The sequence below is a fragment of the Marinobacter sp. LV10R510-11A genome (assembly GCF_900215155.1).
Classification (GTDB): Bacteria; Pseudomonadota; Gammaproteobacteria; order Pseudomonadales; family Oleiphilaceae; genus Marinobacter.
Map to the genome: position 1 here is coordinate 2,364,594 of NZ_LT907980.1, position 18,688 is coordinate 2,383,281.

At 55.3% G+C, this 18,688-nt stretch carries 19 protein-coding genes; 3 read left to right on the plus strand and 16 right to left on the minus strand.

Translation table 11 applies throughout. From position 1 onward, the window contains the following. Window positions 1–66: 66 nt before the first annotated feature. From ispH to murJ, 6 genes are all read right to left on the minus strand, one after another. Window positions 67–1,017: a 4-hydroxy-3-methylbut-2-enyl diphosphate reductase gene (ispH, locus tag CPH80_RS11335; RefSeq protein WP_096277860.1), complete on the minus strand. Its 951-nt coding sequence runs from the start codon at window positions 1,015–1,017 to the stop codon at window positions 67–69. Window positions 1,018–1,019: 2 nt separating this feature from the next. Beyond that, window positions 1,020–1,472, minus strand: a complete 453-nt coding sequence (gene fkpB, locus CPH80_RS11340; protein ID WP_096277862.1) for an FKBP-type peptidyl-prolyl cis-trans isomerase — start codon at window positions 1,470–1,472, stop codon at window positions 1,020–1,022. 5 nt (window positions 1,473–1,477) lie between these two features. After that, a complete protein-coding gene (gene lspA, locus CPH80_RS11345) occupies window positions 1,478–1,993 on the minus strand; it encodes a signal peptidase II (protein ID WP_413772233.1) in 516 nt (171 codons plus the stop codon). Window positions 1,994–2,004: 11 nt separating this feature from the next. Then, a complete protein-coding gene (ileS, locus tag CPH80_RS11350; RefSeq protein WP_096277866.1) occupies window positions 2,005–4,824 on the minus strand; it encodes an isoleucine--tRNA ligase in 2,820 nt (939 codons plus the stop codon). A 28-nt stretch (window positions 4,825–4,852) separates the two neighbouring features. Continuing rightward, window positions 4,853–5,800 (minus strand): bifunctional riboflavin kinase/FAD synthetase, encoded by a 948-nt coding sequence (gene ribF / locus CPH80_RS11355; RefSeq protein WP_096277868.1) that lies wholly within the window; start codon window positions 5,798–5,800, stop codon window positions 4,853–4,855. An 82-nt stretch (window positions 5,801–5,882) separates the two neighbouring features. Then, the gene (gene murJ / locus CPH80_RS11360) at window positions 5,883–7,463 is read right to left on the minus strand and encodes a murein biosynthesis integral membrane protein MurJ (RefSeq protein WP_096277870.1); all 1,581 of its coding nucleotides are present in this window, start codon (window positions 7,461–7,463) and stop codon (window positions 5,883–5,885) included. Between the two features lie 296 nt (window positions 7,464–7,759). On the opposite strand from murJ, the gene rpsT reads away from it, so the two are divergent. Continuing rightward, window positions 7,760–8,029, plus strand: a complete 270-nt coding sequence (gene rpsT / locus CPH80_RS11365; RefSeq protein ID WP_096277872.1) for a 30S ribosomal protein S20 — start codon at window positions 7,760–7,762, stop codon at window positions 8,027–8,029. An 85-nt stretch (window positions 8,030–8,114) separates the two neighbouring features. Here rpsT and proB read toward each other — a convergent pair whose 3' ends face one another. From proB to rplU, 4 genes are all read right to left on the minus strand, one after another. Then, window positions 8,115–9,239 (minus strand): glutamate 5-kinase, encoded by a 1,125-nt coding sequence (gene proB, locus CPH80_RS11370; protein WP_096277874.1) that lies wholly within the window; start codon window positions 9,237–9,239, stop codon window positions 8,115–8,117. A gap of 24 nt (window positions 9,240–9,263) precedes the next feature. Further along, window positions 9,264–10,463: an Obg family GTPase CgtA gene (cgtA, locus tag CPH80_RS11375; RefSeq protein ID WP_096277876.1), complete on the minus strand. Its 1,200-nt coding sequence runs from the start codon at window positions 10,461–10,463 to the stop codon at window positions 9,264–9,266. Window positions 10,464–10,610: 147 nt separating this feature from the next. After that, window positions 10,611–10,874 (minus strand): 50S ribosomal protein L27, encoded by a 264-nt coding sequence (gene rpmA, locus CPH80_RS11380; protein ID WP_096277878.1) that lies wholly within the window; start codon window positions 10,872–10,874, stop codon window positions 10,611–10,613. Window positions 10,875–10,915: 41 nt separating this feature from the next. Beyond that, the gene (gene rplU, locus CPH80_RS11385) at window positions 10,916–11,227 is read right to left on the minus strand and encodes a 50S ribosomal protein L21 (RefSeq protein ID WP_096277879.1); all 312 of its coding nucleotides are present in this window, start codon (window positions 11,225–11,227) and stop codon (window positions 10,916–10,918) included. Window positions 11,228–11,476: 249 nt separating this feature from the next. Between rplU and CPH80_RS11390 the strand changes: the two genes are divergently transcribed. Together CPH80_RS11390 and CPH80_RS11395 are read left to right on the plus strand one after the other, a co-directional pair. Then, the gene (locus CPH80_RS11390; protein ID WP_096277881.1) at window positions 11,477–12,445 is read left to right on the plus strand and encodes a polyprenyl synthetase family protein; all 969 of its coding nucleotides are present in this window, start codon (window positions 11,477–11,479) and stop codon (window positions 12,443–12,445) included. Window positions 12,446–12,602: 157 nt separating this feature from the next. After that, window positions 12,603–14,132 (plus strand): WS/DGAT/MGAT family O-acyltransferase, encoded by a 1,530-nt coding sequence (locus CPH80_RS11395; protein ID WP_096277883.1) that lies wholly within the window; start codon window positions 12,603–12,605, stop codon window positions 14,130–14,132. Between the two features lie 4 nt (window positions 14,133–14,136). On the opposite strand, the gene CPH80_RS11400 is transcribed toward CPH80_RS11395, so the two are convergent. The 6 genes from CPH80_RS11400 to ribBA form a co-directional block, all read right to left on the minus strand. Beyond that, a complete protein-coding gene (locus CPH80_RS11400; protein WP_096277885.1) occupies window positions 14,137–14,850 on the minus strand; it encodes a DUF2057 family protein in 714 nt (237 codons plus the stop codon). Window positions 14,851–15,047: 197 nt separating this feature from the next. Beyond that, complete coding sequence (locus CPH80_RS11405; protein WP_096277886.1) at window positions 15,048–15,575, minus strand: phosphatidylglycerophosphatase A; 528 nt, start codon at window positions 15,573–15,575, stop codon at window positions 15,048–15,050. Next, the gene (gene thiL, locus CPH80_RS11410; protein WP_096277888.1) at window positions 15,572–16,528 is read right to left on the minus strand and encodes a thiamine-phosphate kinase; all 957 of its coding nucleotides are present in this window, start codon (window positions 16,526–16,528) and stop codon (window positions 15,572–15,574) included. The genes CPH80_RS11405 and thiL overlap by 4 nt, the downstream gene beginning before the upstream one ends. A gap of 3 nt (window positions 16,529–16,531) precedes the next feature. Next, window positions 16,532–17,008 (minus strand): transcription antitermination factor NusB, encoded by a 477-nt coding sequence (nusB, locus tag CPH80_RS11415; protein ID WP_096277890.1) that lies wholly within the window; start codon window positions 17,006–17,008, stop codon window positions 16,532–16,534. Beyond that, entirely contained in the window at window positions 17,008–17,484 is a 477-nt protein-coding gene (gene ribE, locus CPH80_RS11420) for a 6,7-dimethyl-8-ribityllumazine synthase (RefSeq protein ID WP_096277892.1), read from the minus strand. Before ribE ends, nusB begins: the two co-directional genes overlap by 1 nt. 47 nt (window positions 17,485–17,531) lie before the next feature. Continuing rightward, on the minus strand, window positions 17,532–18,647 hold the full coding sequence (gene ribBA / locus CPH80_RS11425) for a bifunctional 3,4-dihydroxy-2-butanone-4-phosphate synthase/GTP cyclohydrolase II (RefSeq protein WP_096277894.1): 1,116 nt from the start codon (window positions 18,645–18,647) through the stop codon (window positions 17,532–17,534). Window positions 18,648–18,688 lie beyond the last annotated feature (41 nt).

Genomic DNA, 18,688 nt, shown 5'->3' on the forward strand with positions numbered 1-18,688 from the left:
TTGTTCCAGACAAGTGGCGGTTTGCAGAGGATGAGCGGCCTTCAGGGTTTTAATGCGTGATACACATCACACATTCACCGCATCAATCCGCAACTCTTTAGGCATAGAAAAAACAATATTCTCCTCACGCCCAGCAATCTCCTCCGGCACGCTACCTCCAAGATCCTGCAGGCGGCTAATCACATCGTTAACCAGAACTTCCGGGGCGGAGGCACCCGCGGTAACGCCTATGGAGGATTTACCCTCCAGCCATTGAGGATCAATCTGTGAGGCTTCGTCGATCAGATAGGCAGGGGTGCCCATGCGTTCCGCCAGCTCGCGCAGGCGGTTGGAGTTGGAGCTGTTTGGGGAGCCCACAACCAGCATTAAGTCGCAGTCGCCGGCCAGTTGCTTTACGGCATCCTGGCGATTTTGGGTGGCGTAGCAGATGTCGTCTTTGCGCGGGCCTTCAATCTCGGGGAATCGCTCACGCAGCGCGTCGATCACGCGGGCGGTATCGTCCATGGAAAGCGTGGTTTGGGTAACATAGGAGACGCGGGCTGGGTCGTTTACTTCCAGGCGTGAGACGTCTGCTTCATTCTCAACCAGATAGATATCGCCACCGGTACTGTGATCGTACTGGCCCATGGTGCCTTCCACTTCCGGGTGGCCTTGGTGCCCGATTAGTACGCACTCGCGGCCGTCGCGGCTGTAGCGCACGACTTCTAGATGTACCTTGGTGACCAGCGGACAGGTGGCATCGAACACTTTCAGGCCACGGCGGGCCGCCTCTTTCTGCACGGCCTGGGAGACGCCGTGGGCGCTGAAGATAACCAGCTTGTCGTCTGGCACTTCATCCAGTTCTTCCACAAAGATGGCACCGCGATTGCGGAGGTCGTCAACAACAAACTTGTTGTGTACCACCTCGTGGCGCACGTAAATGGGCGCACCGAATACATCCAGAGCGCGATTCACTATCTCGATGGCGCGATCTACGCCAGCACAAAATCCACGGGGGTTTGCCAATCTAATGTGCATAGTCAGTGCGTCTGCCCTGCCGGTTCTACGTCAACAATTTCAACATCAAAGGTCAGTGTACGCCCGGACAGCGGGTGATTGAAATCCACTTCCACCTCATCCCCTTCCACGCGGCTGACTACTCCTGGCAACTCCTGCTGGCGCGCGTCGGCAAAGGAGATCATTACGCCTGGGTCTAGCACCATATCGGCACTGAATTCGTGCCGTTTAAATGTTTGCACATTGCTAGGGTTGTGCTGGCCAAAGGCTTTTTCAGGTGGCACTTCGTAGCTAGCTTTGTCGCCGGCTTTCATACCCATCAGATAGGCTTCAAAGCCCGGCGGCAGGCTTTCATCACCTATTTCCAGCGTCGCCGCATTTTTATCGAAGGTGGTATCAACCACTTCGCCGCTCTCGAATTTCAGCGCAAAGTGCAGGGTTACGCGTGTTCCCTTATCTACAGGCAGTTCTTTCATGGGCTTTATTCGCTCCCGTTCGCCGGCTTGCCGGAATCGGCAGGCTTGCGGAACATATCAAGAATCATCATGGCTGCACCTATGGTAATGGCAGTGTCGGCCAGATTAAATGCGGGAAAGTGCCAGTCCTGCCAATAAAAATGCAGGAAATCGACAACATAACCATGCACAAGCCGGTCGTATACGTTACCAAGGGCACCGCCCAAAATCAGCACGATGGCGATGGCTGACCAGGTTTCATGGTGCTGCAGCTTTCTCAGCCAGCCGACCAGCACTACACTAACCACCAACGCCAGCGTTACGAAGAACCAACGCTGCCAGCCGGCCGCACCGGCAAGGAAGCTAAATGCGGCCCCGGTATTGTGCAGCAAAGTGAGGTTAAACATGGGGATAACCGGCACCGGGTCACCGTAGGTCAGCATGGCTGTCGCTATGGCTTTGGTGCCCAGATCAAGCACCAGCACCAGCGCCGCCAGCCAGAGCCATTTCAGTTGGGTTCCGGTTGTTTTCTCACTCATCATTGCCGTATCCATTAGGCAAACGATCGGGTTTCACCCGCCCCTTCCACATTGGTCACACAGCGGCCGCACAGGTCTTCGTGCCCGGGCTGGGTACCTACGTCTTCCCGATGATGCCAGCAGCGTTCGCATTTGGCGTGGGTAGCAGGCGCCACTTTTAGCCGCAAACCTTCGCAGCTGGTCATCTCGGCACTGCCCGCTTCCGATACTGGCCTCACAGTTGCCTCGGACGTAATCAGCACAAAGCGGAGCTCTTCTCCAAGCTTCTCTAGATCGGCCGCCAAATCGCCTTCACAATAGAGCGTGACCTCGGCGCTCAGAGAGCCCTTGATTTCACCACGTGCTCGGGATTCTTCCAGGCATTTGTTTACAGCTTCTTTCACGCCGTACATCCGGCGCCAGTAGTCGCGTCCCAGCTCGGCGTTTTCAGGAAGTGCCGTCAGGCCTTCGTACCAGGTTTCGTAAAACACGGTATCACCATGCTCACCCGGCAAGTGCTGCCAGATCTCATCGGCGGTAAAGCTCAGAATGGGTGCAATCCAGCGCACCAGTGCTTCGGCCACCTGGTAAAGCGCAGTTTGGCAAGAACGCCGCGCCAGGCTATCGGCTTGGGTGGTGTATTGTCGATCTTTGATGATATCGAGATAAAATCCGCCCAGCGTAGCTTCACAGAAGCTATATACTTTCTGGTAAATCCTCAGGAAGTCGTAGTTCTGGTAGTCCTCATGCAGCTCGTTCTGCAATTGCAGGGCGCGATCGACCATCCAACGGTCCAGCGCAATCATGTCTTCTGGCGCGACCGCATGCTGCTTCGGATCAAAGCCTGTGAGGTTGCTCAACAGGAAGCGCGAGGTGTTGCGGATACGGCGATACCCGTCGGCGGTTTGCCGCAAGATGTCCTTGGAAACCGTCATCTCGCCGCTGTAATCGGTTGCTGAAACCCACAGGCGGAGAATGTCTGCGCCCAGCTCATTCATAACTTCCTGGGGCACGATCACGTTGCCCAGCGACTTGGACATCTTAAGGCCTTTGCCATCCACGGTGAACCCGTGGGTCAACACCTGCTTGTAGGGCGCCACGCCGTTCATTGCGATGGAGGTTTTCAGTGAGGATTGGAACCAGCCACGGTGCTGGTCAGAGCCTTCTAGGTACAGATCCGCCGGGAACTGGCCCAGCTCGGGTCGCACGCGCAACACGGAGTCGTGAGTCACGCCGGAATCGAACCACACATCCAGCGTGTCCAGAACTTTTTCGTAGTGGTCGGCATCGTCACCCAGCAGTTCACGGGTATCAATCTCGTACCAAGCGTCAATGCCACCGGTTTCAATGGCCTGGGCTACTTTCTCAATCAGGCCTTGGGTATCCGGGTGCAGTTCCTGAGTTTCTTTGTGGATAAACAGGGTGATCGGCACGCCCCAGGTGCGCTGGCGTGAGACACACCAGTCCGGAGACTGCTGGACCATGCCTTCAATACGGTTCTGGCCCCAGGCAGGAATCCAGCGCACGCCCTTAATAGCTTCCAATGCGTCTGCGCGGAGGTTCTCTTTCTCCATGCTGATAAACCACTGCGGCGTGGCCCGGTAAATCAGAGGCGTTTTGGTACGCCAGCAATGGGGGAAGCTGTGGCGGAATTTTTCCTTGCGAACCAGTTTGCCTTCGCGCACCAGTGCATCGCATACGGGATCGTCGGCCTTGTAAACATGAACACCTGCGAACTCACCGGTGGCGCTGGTGTAGGTGCCATCGGCTTGAACCATGTTCAACGTACCAATGCCGTAGATTTTGCCGACCACAAAGTCTTCCATGCCGTGATCAGGCGCTGTGTGCACGGCGCCGGTACCGGCATCGAGAGACACGTGGTCACCCAAAATTGCTGGTACCTGCTTGTCATAAATCGGGTGGTGCAACGCAAGGTGCTCAAGACCTGTGCCCAGGCAGGTGCCTAGCACTTCAAAGTTTTCAATTTCCCAGCGCGCCATAACGCCTTCGACCAAGGCAGCCGCCAGAATCATCCGTTCTGGGCCATTGCCCGCGTCAACCTGTACCAGCGCATAATCCAGATCGGCATTGAGCGATACCGCTTGGTTAGCAGGAATAGTCCAGGGCGTGGTGGTCCAGATAACCACGGACACATCACCTTCGCCTTTGTCTGTGCCAAACAGCGACAGGGCTTTTGCCTGATCTACGGCGGTGAAGCGCACATCAATCTGCGTCGAGGTTTTGTCCTGGTATTCCACTTCGGCCTCTGCAAGCGCGGACTGACCCACCACACTCCAGTAAACCGGCCGGTAACCCCGAATCAAGTGGCCCTTGGCGACGATCTTGCCCAGCGCCCGCACAATGCCCGCTTCTACTTTCGGGTCCATGGTTAGGTAGGGCTTATCCCACTCACCCATGATGCCTAGGCGAATAAAGTCGGCTTTTTGGCCAGCGATCTGCTTGGTGGCGTAATCCCGGCACGCTTGGCGGAAGGTTTTGTAGTCGACCTTCACACCGGCCTTGCCAATCTTCTGCTCAACCTTGTGTTCAATCGGCAAGCCATGGCAATCCCAGCCTGGCACGTAGGGCGCATCAAAGCCCATGAAGCCACGGGATTTAACAATCATGTCCTTCAGAATCTTGTTGACCGCATGACCAATGTGAATGCTGCCGTTGGCGTAGGGAGGGCCATCGTGAAGGATGAACTTTTCACGCCCTTCGCGCTGCTTGCGCAGGTTGGCGTATACGTTCAGATCCTGCCACCGCTTGAGCATTTCAGGCTCACGGTTGGCTAGATTACCACGCATGGGAAACGCGGTTTCCGGCAGATTCAGGGTGTGCTTATAGTCGCTCATGGTTCGTGTGCGTACTCTTTAGGTCAGTTTATTTGGTCAGCCACGCTCGTGCAGCGTCGAAATCCCTGGCGATCTGCGCTTTGAGCGCATCAATAGAATCAAATTTCTCTTCATCCCGCAGCCCGTGGCGGAACACAACGCTAATATGCTGGCCGTAAAGTGTGCCAGTAAAGTCGAACAGGTGCACTTCCAGCGCTGGCTGCTTGCCATCCACCGTGGGGCGCAGGCCGATGTTGGCAATACCGTCGTGTGTGGTTCCGTCGTCAAGCGTAACGCCAACCACATAAACGCCCCGCAAAGCCGGCATCTGGTGTAGCAGGATATTTGCTGTGGGCGATCCAATTTGGCGGCCCAACTGCCTGCCATAAACGACGCGACCGTGAATAACGTATGGGCGCCCAAGCAAAGACTCGGCCTTGCTCAGCTGATTATCAAGCAGCAGGTTGCGAACTCCCGTGCTGCTCACACGCTCGCCTGCCACGGTTACGGTGCACGTGTTTTCCACGGAAAAGTCGGCGGTTTTACCCACCTGTTCCAACAGCGCAAAATCCCCCGCACGGTCGCAGCCAAAACGAAAATCATCGCCAACAACCAAGTGGCGCACTGCCAGCCCGTCAATCAGAACGTTGTTTATGAAATCCATGGCGGAATAACTGCGAAAGGTTTCATCGAATCTCACGCATAACACGATATCAATGCCTGCGATCAGCAGAGCTTCAAGCTTTTGTCGGAACCCCATAAGCCGGGGAGGCGCTTCCAGACCCTGAAAGAATTCCCTTGGCAAAGGCTCAAAAACCATAACCACCGAAGGTAAACTTAAAGCCGTGGCTTTGCGCTTTACCTGATCGATGATGGTTTGATGGCCAAGATGAACGCCGTCGAAGTTGCCGATGGTGGCAACACAGCCTTCTGCCAGCGGTGCATTCACCTGCCTGGAAAGCATTTTCAGGTTGGTCAGGCCCCGGATCAGACGCATGCAATGCGAACCTTCATTTGCCAGTTGGCTTTCAGCGCTTACCCATGGGCAAAGCACTGTCGAGAAAACGCGCGATTATACCTCACCTCTGGCGGAAATGTCTTACCCGCACCCCCGTCAACGCCAGAACAACGAAGTAGGCACCACCAGCAGCAACCACCAGCATACCCATATACAAAGAACGCTCGATGCCATCCGCCGACAGCCAGCGCATTACAGGCATATTAAGCCAGAGGATAACAGCGACCATAGCAGCGTTAGCCAGGCCAATCTGAGTGAGGTATTTCCCCCAACCTGGCTGGCTTTTCCAGGCGCCTTGTCGCTTGAGACCTCGCCAGAGCAACACGGCGTTAAGCCAGGCTGATAGCGACGTTGCCAGTGCGAGGCCCGCGTGGGCCAGGGGTACAATGAGCGCCAGGTTGAACACCATATTGGCAACCATGGCAATAATGCCGATTTTGACCGGCGTGCGGGTGTCTTGCCGTGCAAAAAAGCCCGGCGCCAACACCTTGATAACCATGAAAGCCAGCAACCCGGCGGAGTAAGCTCGCAAGCTCTGGGCCGACATGGCCACATCCATATCGGTGACTTCGCCATAATGGAACAGCGTCGCAATCAATGGCTCGGCCAGTAAGACCAGCGCCAGCGCCGCCGGAACACCGATAATTAGCACCGCACGAACTGCCCAGTCTAGCGTAGCGGCAAATTGATCCGTTGAAGAGGCCGCATGCTTACGAGACAGGCTTGGCAGAATAACGGTTGCAATCGCAATTCCGAATACACCCAAGGGCAGTTCCGCAAGCCGGTCTGAATAATACAGCCAGGACACGCTACCTGTTTGCAGAAACGACGCCAGAACGGTATCCAACAGAAGATTTATCTGGCTAACCGACACACCAAACAGAGCGGGCACCATCAGTTTGAGTATGCGGCTGACGCCTTCGTGCCGGTAATCAACTCGGGGCCGAGGCATAAGCCCTAGCCGCATTAGAAATGGCAACTGGAAGAACAGCTGCAATGCGCCGGCAATGAGCACCCCCCAGGCCAAAGCCATAATCGGCTCGTTCATCAGGGGGGCAAGGTAAACGGCCGCGCCGATCATCGAGAGGTTGAGTAACACGGGCGTGAAGGCCGGCACCGCAAAGCGGTCATAGCTGTTGAGGATGCCGCCGGCAAACGCCGTTAGAGAAATCATCAACAAATAGGGGAAGGTGATGCGCAGCATGTCGCTGGTCAGCGCAAATTTAACGTCGTCACCCAGAAAGCCAGGGGCAAAAACGGCGGTGAGAAGCGGCGCGCCCAACATGGCGACCAGCGTGATGCCCAGCAGAACCAGACCCAGAGAGCCGGCAACTGCATCCACCAGGCGTTTTACCTCAGAAATTTCTTGCTTCGCACGATATGAAGACAACACAGGCACAAACGCCTGAGAGAACGCGCCTTCGGCAAACAACCTGCGTAAGAAATTGGGTATTTTGAACGCGACAAAGAACGCATCCGCCCCGGCACCAGCGCCGAAATAGCGCGCAATCACCATATCTCGCACCAGGCCCAAAACCCTGGAAAACATGGTCATAATGCCCACTAAGCCAGAAGAACGAAGCAGGCCGGGCGCTCGGGCAGGTGGCTGTTTTTCCGGTGACGTTTCGGGTTGCGATGACATGCGGGTTTTTATCCGGGGTTGCACACACTTTCGGCCGGGTATCTCGGGAATTACCTGCTTCCCTGCTGCACCCGTGTCCGGCGAGCCGCGAGTTTACCACAGGCCTTTTGTGCCGTGGATCTATATGGAGCCCGGTATTGACATTTACGGGTTTGAGCGGCATAGTTCCGCGTCATTTAATTCGACGCGCCGGTTATGGCGCGCCCGCGATTTAGGGAGCCTCTGGATGGTATGTTGCTCAGAGCTTTCCGTACGAATCATTCAGTAACGAACTTTCAGTACTCAGGAGTTTTACGGTGGCAAATACCCCGCAAGCCAAAAAACGCGCACGTCAGAACGAGAACAGCCGCAAGCACAACGCCAGCCTGCGTTCCATGACTCGTACCTACATGAAAAAGTTTCAGACCAAAATTGAGTCCGGCAACTACGAAGAAGCTCAGGCTGCCTTCAAGACTGCCCAGCCAATCATGGACAGCATGGTTAACAAGGGCATCTTCACCAAAAACAAGGTTGCCCGCCAGAAGAGCCGTATGGTCACTAAGATCAAGGCGCTGAAGAGCGACTGATAGCGCACAGCGCTAGAAAGCTCTTACTGCGAATAAAAAACCGGCCTTTTAGCCGGTTTTTTTGGTTTAGATAACCCGTTTCCGTTTACACAATAACCAAGTTATCTCGGTGAATCATTTCCTCATCGGAAATGTACCCCAAAATGTCGGCAATACTACTGCTTGAGCGGCCGGCTATTGCACTCGCCTCATCCGCACCATAATTTACAAGCCCGCGGGCAATCTCATTGCCATCTTCGCCCACACAAGACACCATCTCGCCACGCCGGAATCGCCCGACAACACCCTTCACACCAACCGGAAGCAAACTGCGACCACCTTGGCGAAGCACTTTTACCGCACCTTCATCCAGCGTTAGCTTGCCGCGGGTCTGCAAATGGCTGGCCAGCCACTGCTTGCGTGCTGCGATACGCCCCTGCTCCGGAAGCAGCAGAGTGCCAACAACATCACCTTGGCGTAGCCGGCTGAGAACACCTTCAATACGGCCGCCCACAATGACCGTGAACGCTCCCGACCGCGCCGCCAAACGCGCAGCACGAAGCTTGGTTTGCATGCCGCCTCGGCCTAGCGCACCAGCGCTGTCACCCGCCATGGCATCCAGCTCACGATCACCGGCAAAGCGCTCTGTGATCAGGCTGGCATCTGGGTTTTTGCGAGGGTCTTTATCAAACAAACCAAGCTGATCGGTAAGAATAATCAGGCCATCGGCTTCAACTACGTTGGTAACCAGAGCTCCTAGGGTGTCGTTATCGCCAAAGCGGATCTCATCGGTAACCACCGTATCATTCTCGTTTACGATAGGCACAACGCCAAAATCCAGCAGCGCCCTGAGCGTACTTCGACCATTCAGGTAGCGCTTACGATCAGAAAGATCGTCGTGGGTCAGCAGAATTTGGGCGGTATGAATACCGTGGCGCTTGAATTGCGCTTCCCAAGTTTGCACCAACCCCATCTGGCCTACGGCAGCGGCGGCCTGTACCTCATGCAACCGCTCCGGGCGTTTTTTCCAGCCCAAGCGGCTCATGCCCTCCGCCACGGAACCTGAGGAAACCACCACCAACTCTACGCCCTGCTTTACCAGCGCAGCCATCTGATCAACCCAAAGCCCCAGCGCATCCACATCCAGGCCACGGCCATCATTGGTCAGCAAGGCACTTCCGATTTTTACAACCAAGCGACGAGCCTGTTGCAATTGGGCACGCTCAGTCATGGTGCAGACACTGTTCCTTTCAATTTAGTCCGGCGCATATACCACTTCAACATCGTAATCATCGTCGTCGTCTTCGTCGAAGCCATCATCAGCTTCGTCGCGAGCAGCCCGGATAGCCTGTTTTTCTTCCTCTATACCGACTCGGGCCTCTTCGTCCATCCGCTGGCGCCTTGCGGCTTCCTGCTCGGCGATCTCAGGGTTCTCAGCCTCTTCCTCTGCGCGCTCTTCAATCCAGCGCATGATCGCTTGAGTCAGCGGCTTGGTGCCCTCACCGGTCAACGCTGAAACACGGAAAACCGGGCCTTGCCAGCCAAGCTCATCAATGATCGCCTGACAATGAGCCTCACGTTCATCTTCCAGCACCATATCGACTTTGTTCAACACTAACCAACGATCGCGGCTGGCCAAGGTTTCACTGAACTTTTCCAGTTCATGAACAATCGTAGTGACCGCATGAGCTGGCGAGGAACCGTCGTAAGGTGCCACGTCTACAAGATGCAACAGTAAGCGGGTGCGAACCAGGTGCTTCAGAAAACGAATACCTAAGCCTGCCCCTTCTGCAGCACCTTCAATCAGGCCGGGAATGTCCGCAATTACAAAGCTCTGATGCGCTTGCACGCTCACCACACCCAGGTTAGGGATTAGTGTGGTAAACGGATAGTCCGCAACCTTGGGCGTAGCGGCTGACACAGAACGTATAAACGTGGACTTGCCCGCGTTGGGCAGCCCCAAAAGGCCAACATCCGCCAGCACCTTTAGCTCCAAACGCAGATTCCGGAGCTCGCCTTCAGAGCCTTTGGAGGTTTGGCGAGGCGCACGATTGATAGAAGATTTAAAACGAGTATTGCCAAGGCCATGGAAACCACCTTGGGCTACCTTTAAGCGCTGACCAATACGGGCTAGGTCGCCGAGCACCTCATGGGTATCCATATCAACCACCGTGGTACCGACTGGCACCGGCAATACCAAATCCTCACCCTTGGTGCCCGTGCAGTTACGACCAGAACCCTGCTCACCGCCATGGGCCTTATGCTTACGCTGAAAGCGATAATCAATCAGAGTATTGAGGGAATCGACCGCCTCAAGATATACGGAGCCACCATCCCCGCCGTCGCCACCATCGGGGCCACCTCTGGGAACGTATTTTTCACGCCGAAAGCTCAGGCAGCCGTGCCCGCCTTTACCGGCTTCTACAATAATGGTGGCTTCGTCTACGAATTTCATGAAATAAACCCTTTGCGCGTGGCGCATAAACTAAAAAGCCCCGCAGCCTCAAGGAAGCTTTGCGGGGCTCCGGGTGGCTCTGACTTCTGACTGTATTAGTAGAATATCAGGGCTACCCAAGGTTCGACAGAACCGAATCGCCGCTGCTTACGCAGCCGCTGGAACGATGCTTACAAACTTGCGGTTCTGCGGACCTTTTATTTCGAACTTAACCTGGCCGTCTGCTTTCGCGAACAACGTGTGGTCTTTGCCCAAGCCAACATTAACGCCTGGGTGGAAACGGGTTCCGCGCTGACGAATAATAATGCTGCCTGCAGATACTGATTCGCCGCCGTAGCGCTTCACGCCAAGTCGTTTCGACTCGGAATCGCGACCGTTACGGGTACTACCTGCTGCTTTTTTGTGAGCCATGAGAGCCTCCTGTTAAGGGGTTTTTCGGGTTTTTATCGAGACTAGCCCTGAATACCCGTAATCTTGACTTCAGTAAACCACTGACGGTGGCCCTGACGCTTCATTGAGTGCTTACGACGACGGAACTTGATGATGTTAATCTTATCGTGACGACCGTGGCTAACCACTTCTGCAGTCACTTTGGCACCATCAACAACTGGCACGCCAACTTTAAAGTTGTCGCCGTCAGCGATCAGCAGAACGCGATCGAACTCGATGTTGCCGCCAGTTTCCACTTCCAGCTTTTCCAGCTTCAGAGTTTCGCCTTCTTTAACACGGTGCTGTTTACCACCGCTTACAATAACTGCGTACATTAACTTTCTCCGCGATTGACCCATCCCTGCTCTTATCCGCCTGATTCTAAGGGAAGCGCTTTGGCAACCCTATAACAGGGAGCGCAGGTTGGGATGAGTTGGGCGCGTGATTGTACGAAAAGGCGACCAGAAACACAAGCTAGGTTGACACTAACGGGTGCAATATCTAGCATTGCCGCGTCCTGCCTGTATTATCAGCACACGAGATAGCTACATCACTACGACTCCAGCAAGGGATCTACAAGCCGCATGACAGCCCAGCGCATTTACGACACCGTGGCGAACGACTTCAACCGCGTTAATGACCTGATCATCCAGCGGCTTTCTTCAGACGTTCCTCTGGTAGAGAAAATAGCCCAGCATATTATTGAAAGCGGCGGTAAGCGCCTGAGGCCCCTACTGGTCTTACTTTCCAGCCGCGCTGCAGGCTATAGCAAAGATGAACATCTAAAGCTCGCCGTGGTGATCGAATTCCTGCATACAGCTACCCTGCTCCATGATGATGTTGTGGATACATCTGCTATGCGCCGGGGCCGGAGCACAGCAAATGCTAACTGGGGAAACGCCCCCAGCGTGCTGGTAGGTGATTTCCTATACGCCCGCGCGTTCGAGATGATGGTAGAGCTGAAGAGCCTCCCTATTATGGAGATTTTGTCTCACGCCACGGCGGTGATCGCCCAAGGCGAAGTGATGCAGCTGATGAACATAAAGAACCCGGATCTTACCGAAGATCAGTACATGACCGTCATCCACAATAAAACCGCTATGCTTTTCGAAGCGGCATCTCATACCGGCGCCTTGCTCGCCAATGCCGACGATGCGCAAGTGCAGGCACTGAAAAATTACGGCAAACATCTGGGGCTGGCCTTTCAGCTGGTAGACGATGTGCTGGATTACCGCGGCGACGCCGAAACCATGGGTAAAAACGTCGGCGACGACCTGGCAGAAGGTAAAACCACGCTGCCCCTGATCCACGCCATGGCCCACAGCAACGAAGAAGACCGCCAGCTTATTCGCCAGGCCATCCGCAAAGGCGGGCTGGATGATTTGCCGCAGGTTCTAAAACGTGTTGAGGCCTCTGGCGCACTGGAATACACCATGGAGCGGGCCAAAGCCGAAGCGGCTAAAGCCTCAGACGCCCTGAATGCTCTTGCCGCCTCGCCGCACAAAGAAGCTTTAGAGCTGCTGACCCAGGTCGCCGTGGCGCGAGTTAGCTAATACCATCCATAATGGGCAGGCTAACGAACCAATGTCGTGAAATAGACAAGTGTCAGAATGGCTCCGCCGCAGACCCCTCAAAGGCAAATGAGTCAACGGGATCAGCAGCCAATTCATTTATACTGCCAGAACTCTCAACAACGAACGGAGCCCATTGATGCGGCAGCTTTCGGAATTGGACGCCTCCTTTCTATACTTGGAATCTGAAAACGCGCCGATGCATATCGGTAGCATCTACCTCTTTGATGCCAGTGAGCAAGAAACGCCCCTAGCGTTCAGCACCTTTGTTGCTTATCTGAGAAGCCGCCTTCATGTTGTACCGGTTTTCCGCCAGCGCCTCAAAGAAATACCCCTGCGCTTGGGCCGCCCATACTGGATTGACGACTCAAACTTCAGTCTTGAACGGCACTTAGCCTATGTAAGCCTCGGCGAAAACAGCCGGGAGACGAGCCTGATGACGCTTGCCTCAAAGATTCTGGAAGAGCCTCTGAAACGGGATCGGCCGCTTTGGCACATAACCTTCGTGGATGGCTTTCGCTTGGGCGACGGGAAAGAGGGCAAAGCAGGCTTCGCACTCATCGTCAAACTGCATCATGCAGCTATTGATGCGTTCAGCGGTGAAGAAATAATCGGCAATCTGCTGGAATACACACCCGAGCCACAGCCAATTAAACCGCCACGCCCCTGGCAATCGCGCCCCGAGCCATCAGAAGAACGGGTAATGATCCAGGCCGGCGCCAACATGTTGCGTACGCCCTTGCGAGTCACCTCGTCGGCCGTCGGGGCCATAGAGGCAACGGCCCGGGGCTTGATCCAGAAGCAGTTACGGAAGATACCCCTGCCATTCCCGCTGTTTTCCGCACCGAAAAGTCCGCTCAACCGTCAGATTACGGCCAACCGCCAGATCATCTCGGCCAAAGTTGAATTATCCCGCCTAAAAGCCATCAAAGCGTCTCTCGGGGATGTGACTCTCAACGACGTGGTGCTAGGGCTTTGCGCAGAAACACTGCGGCGATACCTCAGCGAGCAAGGAGCGGGCACCGACGCGTCTTTGATTGCCATGACGCCCATTTCGGTGCGCTCCAGCACGCTGCGCAGAACCACCGGCAACCAGATGTCTGCGATGCTTCTGGATCTTGCCACCAACGAGCAAAACCCGGCCCGGCGCGTTCGTAGAATTCATTGGAATGCGGTGGCCTCAGAACCCTACCGTGAGGCCATTGCCGCAGATCGGCTGACGGAGATTTTGCCCTCCACCATGCTGGCGCTAGCCGCCCGGCTGTACTCCGAACTGCAGATTGCCCAGCGCTATCAGCCCGTGTTCAACCTGCCCATTACCAACGTTCCCGGCCCCCAGGTACCTTTGTACCTGCAGGGTGCGAGGCTGGTGCAGCAATATAACGCCGCTCCGCTGTTCGACAGCATGGGGCTGGTTATTGTGGCCGTGAGCTACCAGGGCAGCCTGACACTCAACTTCACCATTTGCCCCGACGTTGTCACCCAGGGTGAGTCGCTGCGCCATCATGTGTGGGACAGCCTCAATGCCATTGAGGACGCCGCCAACAAACTGGACCCGGAGGAGATGCACACGCCTCTCGCAGAAACTCGGAACCAAACACTGGCAGACGATGCCATGGGTTTAGCAGAAAGTGCGCTGAAGAAGCTTATGGGCCGCTTCAAGCGCTGAGTGCTTACTCAAATGCCCAGCGTAGAAACGATTTTCTCTCTTCGTCCGTAGCGGTTTCCCAAACTGCCTTTAAACGATTCAGCGAGCTTTCGCCTTTGCTAGGGAAGTACTCGCCATCAGCAGCCTGCGTATTGGGTTCATCAGGCATAGGCGTCCGCGCTACCAAAGCGCTGTCGCCGGGCGACCAGCTTGACGATTGAGCCAAGGCCTGGCCACTGCCCCCTACAACCGCCGCAGAAAACTTGGGAATCATTTCTTCTGCCTGCCGGCGAGATTCCGGCTTATCAAACTCGAAATGGTATGTCTCATTGGGCGCCGCCTCAAAACTCACAACCTGAGGCTCACTTTCGATCACGTGAACCTTCGATTCGCCATTTTGCACCACGCCGGTTTTGGCCCAGATGGTTTTGTAGGTAAATACCACCTGGTTCTCACCTGGCAGCAATGCATAATCTAGTGCCAGATCATCCATCAGATAATTGGTCATTGAGCGCCCGTTAACCCGGCTAACGTGAATGGCACCCGGCGCTTTTAACGTTGCTGCATTTACTGCAGTGGCGGGGCTTCCCTCCCAAGTTTCAAGCTTGGTTATCGCCGATGAACAACCGGCAAGAGCCAACAAGAGCACAGCAGATAACATGGCTTGGGCCATCTGCGGCCACCTGCGAGAACGGCTTATCTCAAACCTGGTTACACGCATAACGTGAACAATACTCATGCTATCTCCTTTACGGTACGGGGAAGGCCTGGAAGGAAGCGTTCGGCCAGCTAAGGTGCATTCTGAACACCACGCCCGAAGAGGGCAACTGAATACGCCATCACATATTTGTTAAATAATGTTGAAGTTACCCAAATTTGTATTAATTTTAAACAAACCCTACCAACAACGCAGCGCCCGAAAGCCCGGGGAGCTCTCTATAGGATGTAAGGCATAAGCCAGACATCAATTGCGAGCAGGCACAGAAGCGCCATGGCACCTGCAACCACATCGTCCACCATAATTCCCAAGCCCCCGGGCATACGCTCATCCAGCCAACTGATCGGCCAAGGTTTGAGAACATCGAAAAACCGGAAAAGTACAAACGCCAGTAGTACGCCGTAGATCTGGTCCGGAAAAAGCCCTAAAGCAATCCACATCCCTACAAACTCATCCCACACAATCCCGCCATGGTCGTGTACTTTAAGGTCCGTGGCCGTTTTGCCACACAACCAAATACCCACCACGAACGCCAGCGCAACAACAAGCCAATAGGCAACGGGCGGCAACCAAGCGAAGCCATACCATAAAGGAATAGCCGCCAAGCTGCCCCAGGTTCCGGGGGCGCGTGGCGCTGCGCCGCTGCCAAACCCGAAGGCCAAAAGGTGTACCGGATTCTTTAGAAACCCCGGCGGCAGGATGGCTTGGGGTAAATCCGGCTCTGGCCACTGATCTTCCTGGCTCATGCTTTTCTCCTAAAATGGTCAAAACCCACAGCCCCTGAGCCTGACTTTACATCAGCCCCGTCAAGGCGCAAACCAGGGGACGATTCAATCACACCAATAACCGTGAGTTGTTGTTTCAACAACGTCGGCGCATTCGCCCAGCTTGATTTTGGGATGGTCGCGCATAGCTCGTAATCATCGCCCGAGTGCAGCGCATAATCTATGGCAGCATTGCCCTTCAAGCGAGTAAGCGCTGGAGATACCGGCACGCGCGCACGTTTAATACTTGCGCCTACCGTGGAAGCTTCGAGAATATGATTGAGATCCGCAAGTAAACCATCGGATATATCAATGGCGGCCGTCGCGAGGTGCCTCAAGGCGACGCCTAATGTCAGCCTTGGCTCGGGGTGATGATAACGCTCCAGCACAAACTGTTCATCCGCCGTGGGGCTCTGGGACTCAAGATAGCCCAAGGCTGCGCCGGCATCGCCCAAGGCTCCGGATACCACAATCAGGTCACCGGGCCTAGCTCCAGAACGGCAGATGGCGCTGCCCTGCTCCACGAAGCCATGCACCTGTACGCTTAGCGTCAGAGGGCCGCGGGTTGTGTCACCCCCGGCGAGGGCTAGGCCAAACGATTCGGCAGCTTGACCAAGCCCAAGAGTAAAATCGCGCAACCAGGGCTCATTGACCTCGGGCAGTGTCAGCGCAAGCGTAAAACAGGCAGGGTCGGCGCCCATGGCCGCAAGATCGCTGGCGGCAACCGCGAGTGTTCTCCAAGCAAGATAATCGGGGCGATAGTTGAGGGGGAAATGTACGCCTTCAACCAGCGTATCGATAGAAAAAACCAAGTCGGAACCGGAAGGTACTTTCTGAACCGCACAGTCGTCGCCCGGCCCCACTACAACAGAGTGGGAACCGCGTAAACCGGCTAACGGCATAAAGTACTGCCGAATCAGCTCAAATTCACCCATCCGTTAGCTCGGACGGGTCTCGGCAAAGCGCAAACGCCGGCCTAACTTATCCAGCACGCTGTTAACGAACTTGTGCCCTTCTGTGCCGCCGAACCTTTTTGCCAGCTCAATGCCTTCGTTGATCACCACTTTGTAGGGCACATCCAAGCGGTGGCGCAATTCATAGGCACCCACACGAACAATGGCCAACTCCACAGGATCTACCTCCTGCAGCGGGCGATCAAGAAATGGTTCAATCAACCTGTCGAGCTCTGCCTGCTCGCGGTGAACACCGCGCAGAACATCACGGAAGAACAGGGTATCCACCTTGGTCATGTCGTTGTCGACCATGAACTCGGCTTCGATATCTGAAATCGGGCTCTTGGTAAAGTGGCGCTGATAAAGCCCCTGCATTGCCAGAACCCGTGCACGGCGTCGATCGCCAGCTTTTGGCTGGCCCGACGGCGCGGGGCGGGATGTCGTATCTTCAGTGTCGCTCATTACTCACCCAGCTTGTTGAACAGGCTAACCATTTCCAGCGCCGTGATAGCCGCCTCAGCGCCTTTGTTACCGGCCTTGGTGCCGGAGCGCTCAATGGCCTGTTCGATAGAATCAACGGTCAACACACCAAAGGCTACCGGTATGTCTGTTTCCAAGCTCACGGCACCAATACCGCTTGAGGCCTCACCCGCCACATACTCAAAGTGCGGGGTGCCACCACGAATAACCGCACCCAGAGCGATGATGGCGTCATAGCCGCCGGTTTCTGCGACACGTTTTACGGCCAAAGGCATTTCATAGGCCCCAGGTACGCGCACGATCGTGATGTCGCTGTCGGCAATACCGTGGCGACGCAGTATATCGATGGCACCCTCTACCAGGCTTTCCACAACAAAACCGTTAAAACGACCAACCACCAGCGCGTAGCGCCCAGTGCACTGGGTAAAATCACCTTCAATTACTTTGATATCCGCCATCGGTGGCTCCTTCACGGGCTGCAGACATAGTGCTGCAGCCAGGTTTATCAGTCTGGGGTGTAAGGAATATACTCCACCACTTCCAGATCAAATCCAGAAATTGCTGAGTATTTTACGGGCGGGCTAAGCAAGCGCATCTTGCTTACGCCTAGGTCCCGCAGAATCTGGGAGCCAGTGCCCACGGTGAAATAAACACCGGAACTGCCTTTGCCAGCAGGCCTCTGCCCCTGATCAAAGAACTCCTGAATACGGTCTTCCAGGTCGTAGCTGTCTTCAGCGCTGTTGAGCAGAACCACAACACCACAGCCTTCTGCTGCTACTTTCTCAAGCGCATGGTGCAGCGGCCAGCTGCGGGAATCCTTGCGACGCGCCCCAAGCAGATCCCGAAGCGTATCGGTAATATGAACGCGTACGTGCACCGGCGCATCTACCGGGATCTCACCAAATACCATGGCCAGGTGCGTAGAGCCCTGGATAATATCCCGGTAGGTGCGCAGCTTGAACTCACCGTACTCAGTGTCTAGCTGATTCTCTTCAACACACTCAACGGTGCGCTCATGGGTGGTGCGATAGTGAATCAGGTCAGCAATGGTGCCGATTTTGAGGCTGTGCTCTTGCGCAAAGCGCTCAAGATCTTCCCGACGTGCCATAGAGCCATCATCGTTCATCACTTCACAGATAACGCCCGCCGGCTCGCAACCAGCCAGAGAGGCAAGGTCACAGGATGCTTCTGTGTGGCCTGCGCGGCTAAGTACACCGCCTGGATCAGACATCAAAGGGAAAATATGCCCCGGCTGAACCAGGTCCGACGCCTTGGCGTTACGGGCTACCGCTGCCTGCACGGTGCGGGCGCGATCCGCCGCTGAAATCCCGGTAGTCACGCCGGTAGCCGCTTCAATGGACAGCGTAAACTTGGTACCAAAGCCCGACGCATTCTGTTGCACCATTAACGGCAGGCCCAGCTGATCACAACGATCACGAGTCATGGGCATGCAGATGAGACCGCGGCCAAAGCGCGCCATGAAGTTGATGTCGTCGGCAGAGCAATGCTCAGCAGCCATCACCAGGTCGCCTTCGTTCTCCCGGTCTTCATCATCCATCAGGATTACCATCTTACCCTGGCGGATGTCCTCAACGATTTCTTCAACCTTGTTCAGTGCCATACTGTTTTGCACCCTTTCAATGCACCCATTGCCACTTCAGA

What these genes read in the sequence shown, in the direction of transcription:
- ispH (WP_096277860.1), bottom strand. Translation starts at nt 1,017, where the DNA reads ATGCACATTAGATTGGCAAACCCCCGTGGATTTTGTGCTGGCGTAGAT.
- fkpB (WP_096277862.1), bottom strand. Translation starts at nt 1,472, where the DNA reads ATGAAAGAACTGCCTGTAGATAAGGGAACACGCGTAACCCTGCACTTT.
- lspA (WP_413772233.1), bottom strand. Translation starts at nt 1,993, where the DNA reads ATGATGAGTGAGAAAACAACCGGAACCCAACTGAAATGGCTCTGGCTG.
- ileS (WP_096277866.1), bottom strand. Translation starts at nt 4,824, where the DNA reads ATGAGCGACTATAAGCACACCCTGAATCTGCCGGAAACCGCGTTTCCC.
- ribF (WP_096277868.1), bottom strand. Translation starts at nt 5,800, where the DNA reads ATGCGTCTGATCCGGGGCCTGACCAACCTGAAAATGCTTTCCAGGCAG.
- murJ (WP_096277870.1), bottom strand. Translation starts at nt 7,463, where the DNA reads ATGTCATCGCAACCCGAAACGTCACCGGAAAAACAGCCACCTGCCCGA.
- proB (WP_096277874.1), bottom strand. Translation starts at nt 9,239, where the DNA reads ATGACTGAGCGTGCCCAATTGCAACAGGCTCGTCGCTTGGTTGTAAAA.
- cgtA (WP_096277876.1), bottom strand. Translation starts at nt 10,463, where the DNA reads ATGAAATTCGTAGACGAAGCCACCATTATTGTAGAAGCCGGTAAAGGC.
- rpmA (WP_096277878.1), bottom strand. Translation starts at nt 10,874, where the DNA reads ATGGCTCACAAAAAAGCAGCAGGTAGTACCCGTAACGGTCGCGATTCC.
- rplU (WP_096277879.1), bottom strand. Translation starts at nt 11,227, where the DNA reads ATGTACGCAGTTATTGTAAGCGGTGGTAAACAGCACCGTGTTAAAGAA.
- CPH80_RS11390 (WP_096277881.1), top strand. Translation starts at nt 11,477, where the DNA reads ATGACAGCCCAGCGCATTTACGACACCGTGGCGAACGACTTCAACCGC.
- CPH80_RS11395 (WP_096277883.1), top strand. Translation starts at nt 12,603, where the DNA reads ATGCGGCAGCTTTCGGAATTGGACGCCTCCTTTCTATACTTGGAATCT.
- CPH80_RS11400 (WP_096277885.1), bottom strand. Translation starts at nt 14,850, where the DNA reads ATGAGTATTGTTCACGTTATGCGTGTAACCAGGTTTGAGATAAGCCGT.
- CPH80_RS11405 (WP_096277886.1), bottom strand. Translation starts at nt 15,575, where the DNA reads ATGAGCCAGGAAGATCAGTGGCCAGAGCCGGATTTACCCCAAGCCATC.
- thiL (WP_096277888.1), bottom strand. Translation starts at nt 16,528, where the DNA reads ATGGGTGAATTTGAGCTGATTCGGCAGTACTTTATGCCGTTAGCCGGT.
- nusB (WP_096277890.1), bottom strand. Translation starts at nt 17,008, where the DNA reads ATGAGCGACACTGAAGATACGACATCCCGCCCCGCGCCGTCGGGCCAG.
- ribE (WP_096277892.1), bottom strand. Translation starts at nt 17,484, where the DNA reads ATGGCGGATATCAAAGTAATTGAAGGTGATTTTACCCAGTGCACTGGG.
- ribBA (WP_096277894.1), bottom strand. Translation starts at nt 18,647, where the DNA reads ATGGCACTGAACAAGGTTGAAGAAATCGTTGAGGACATCCGCCAGGGT.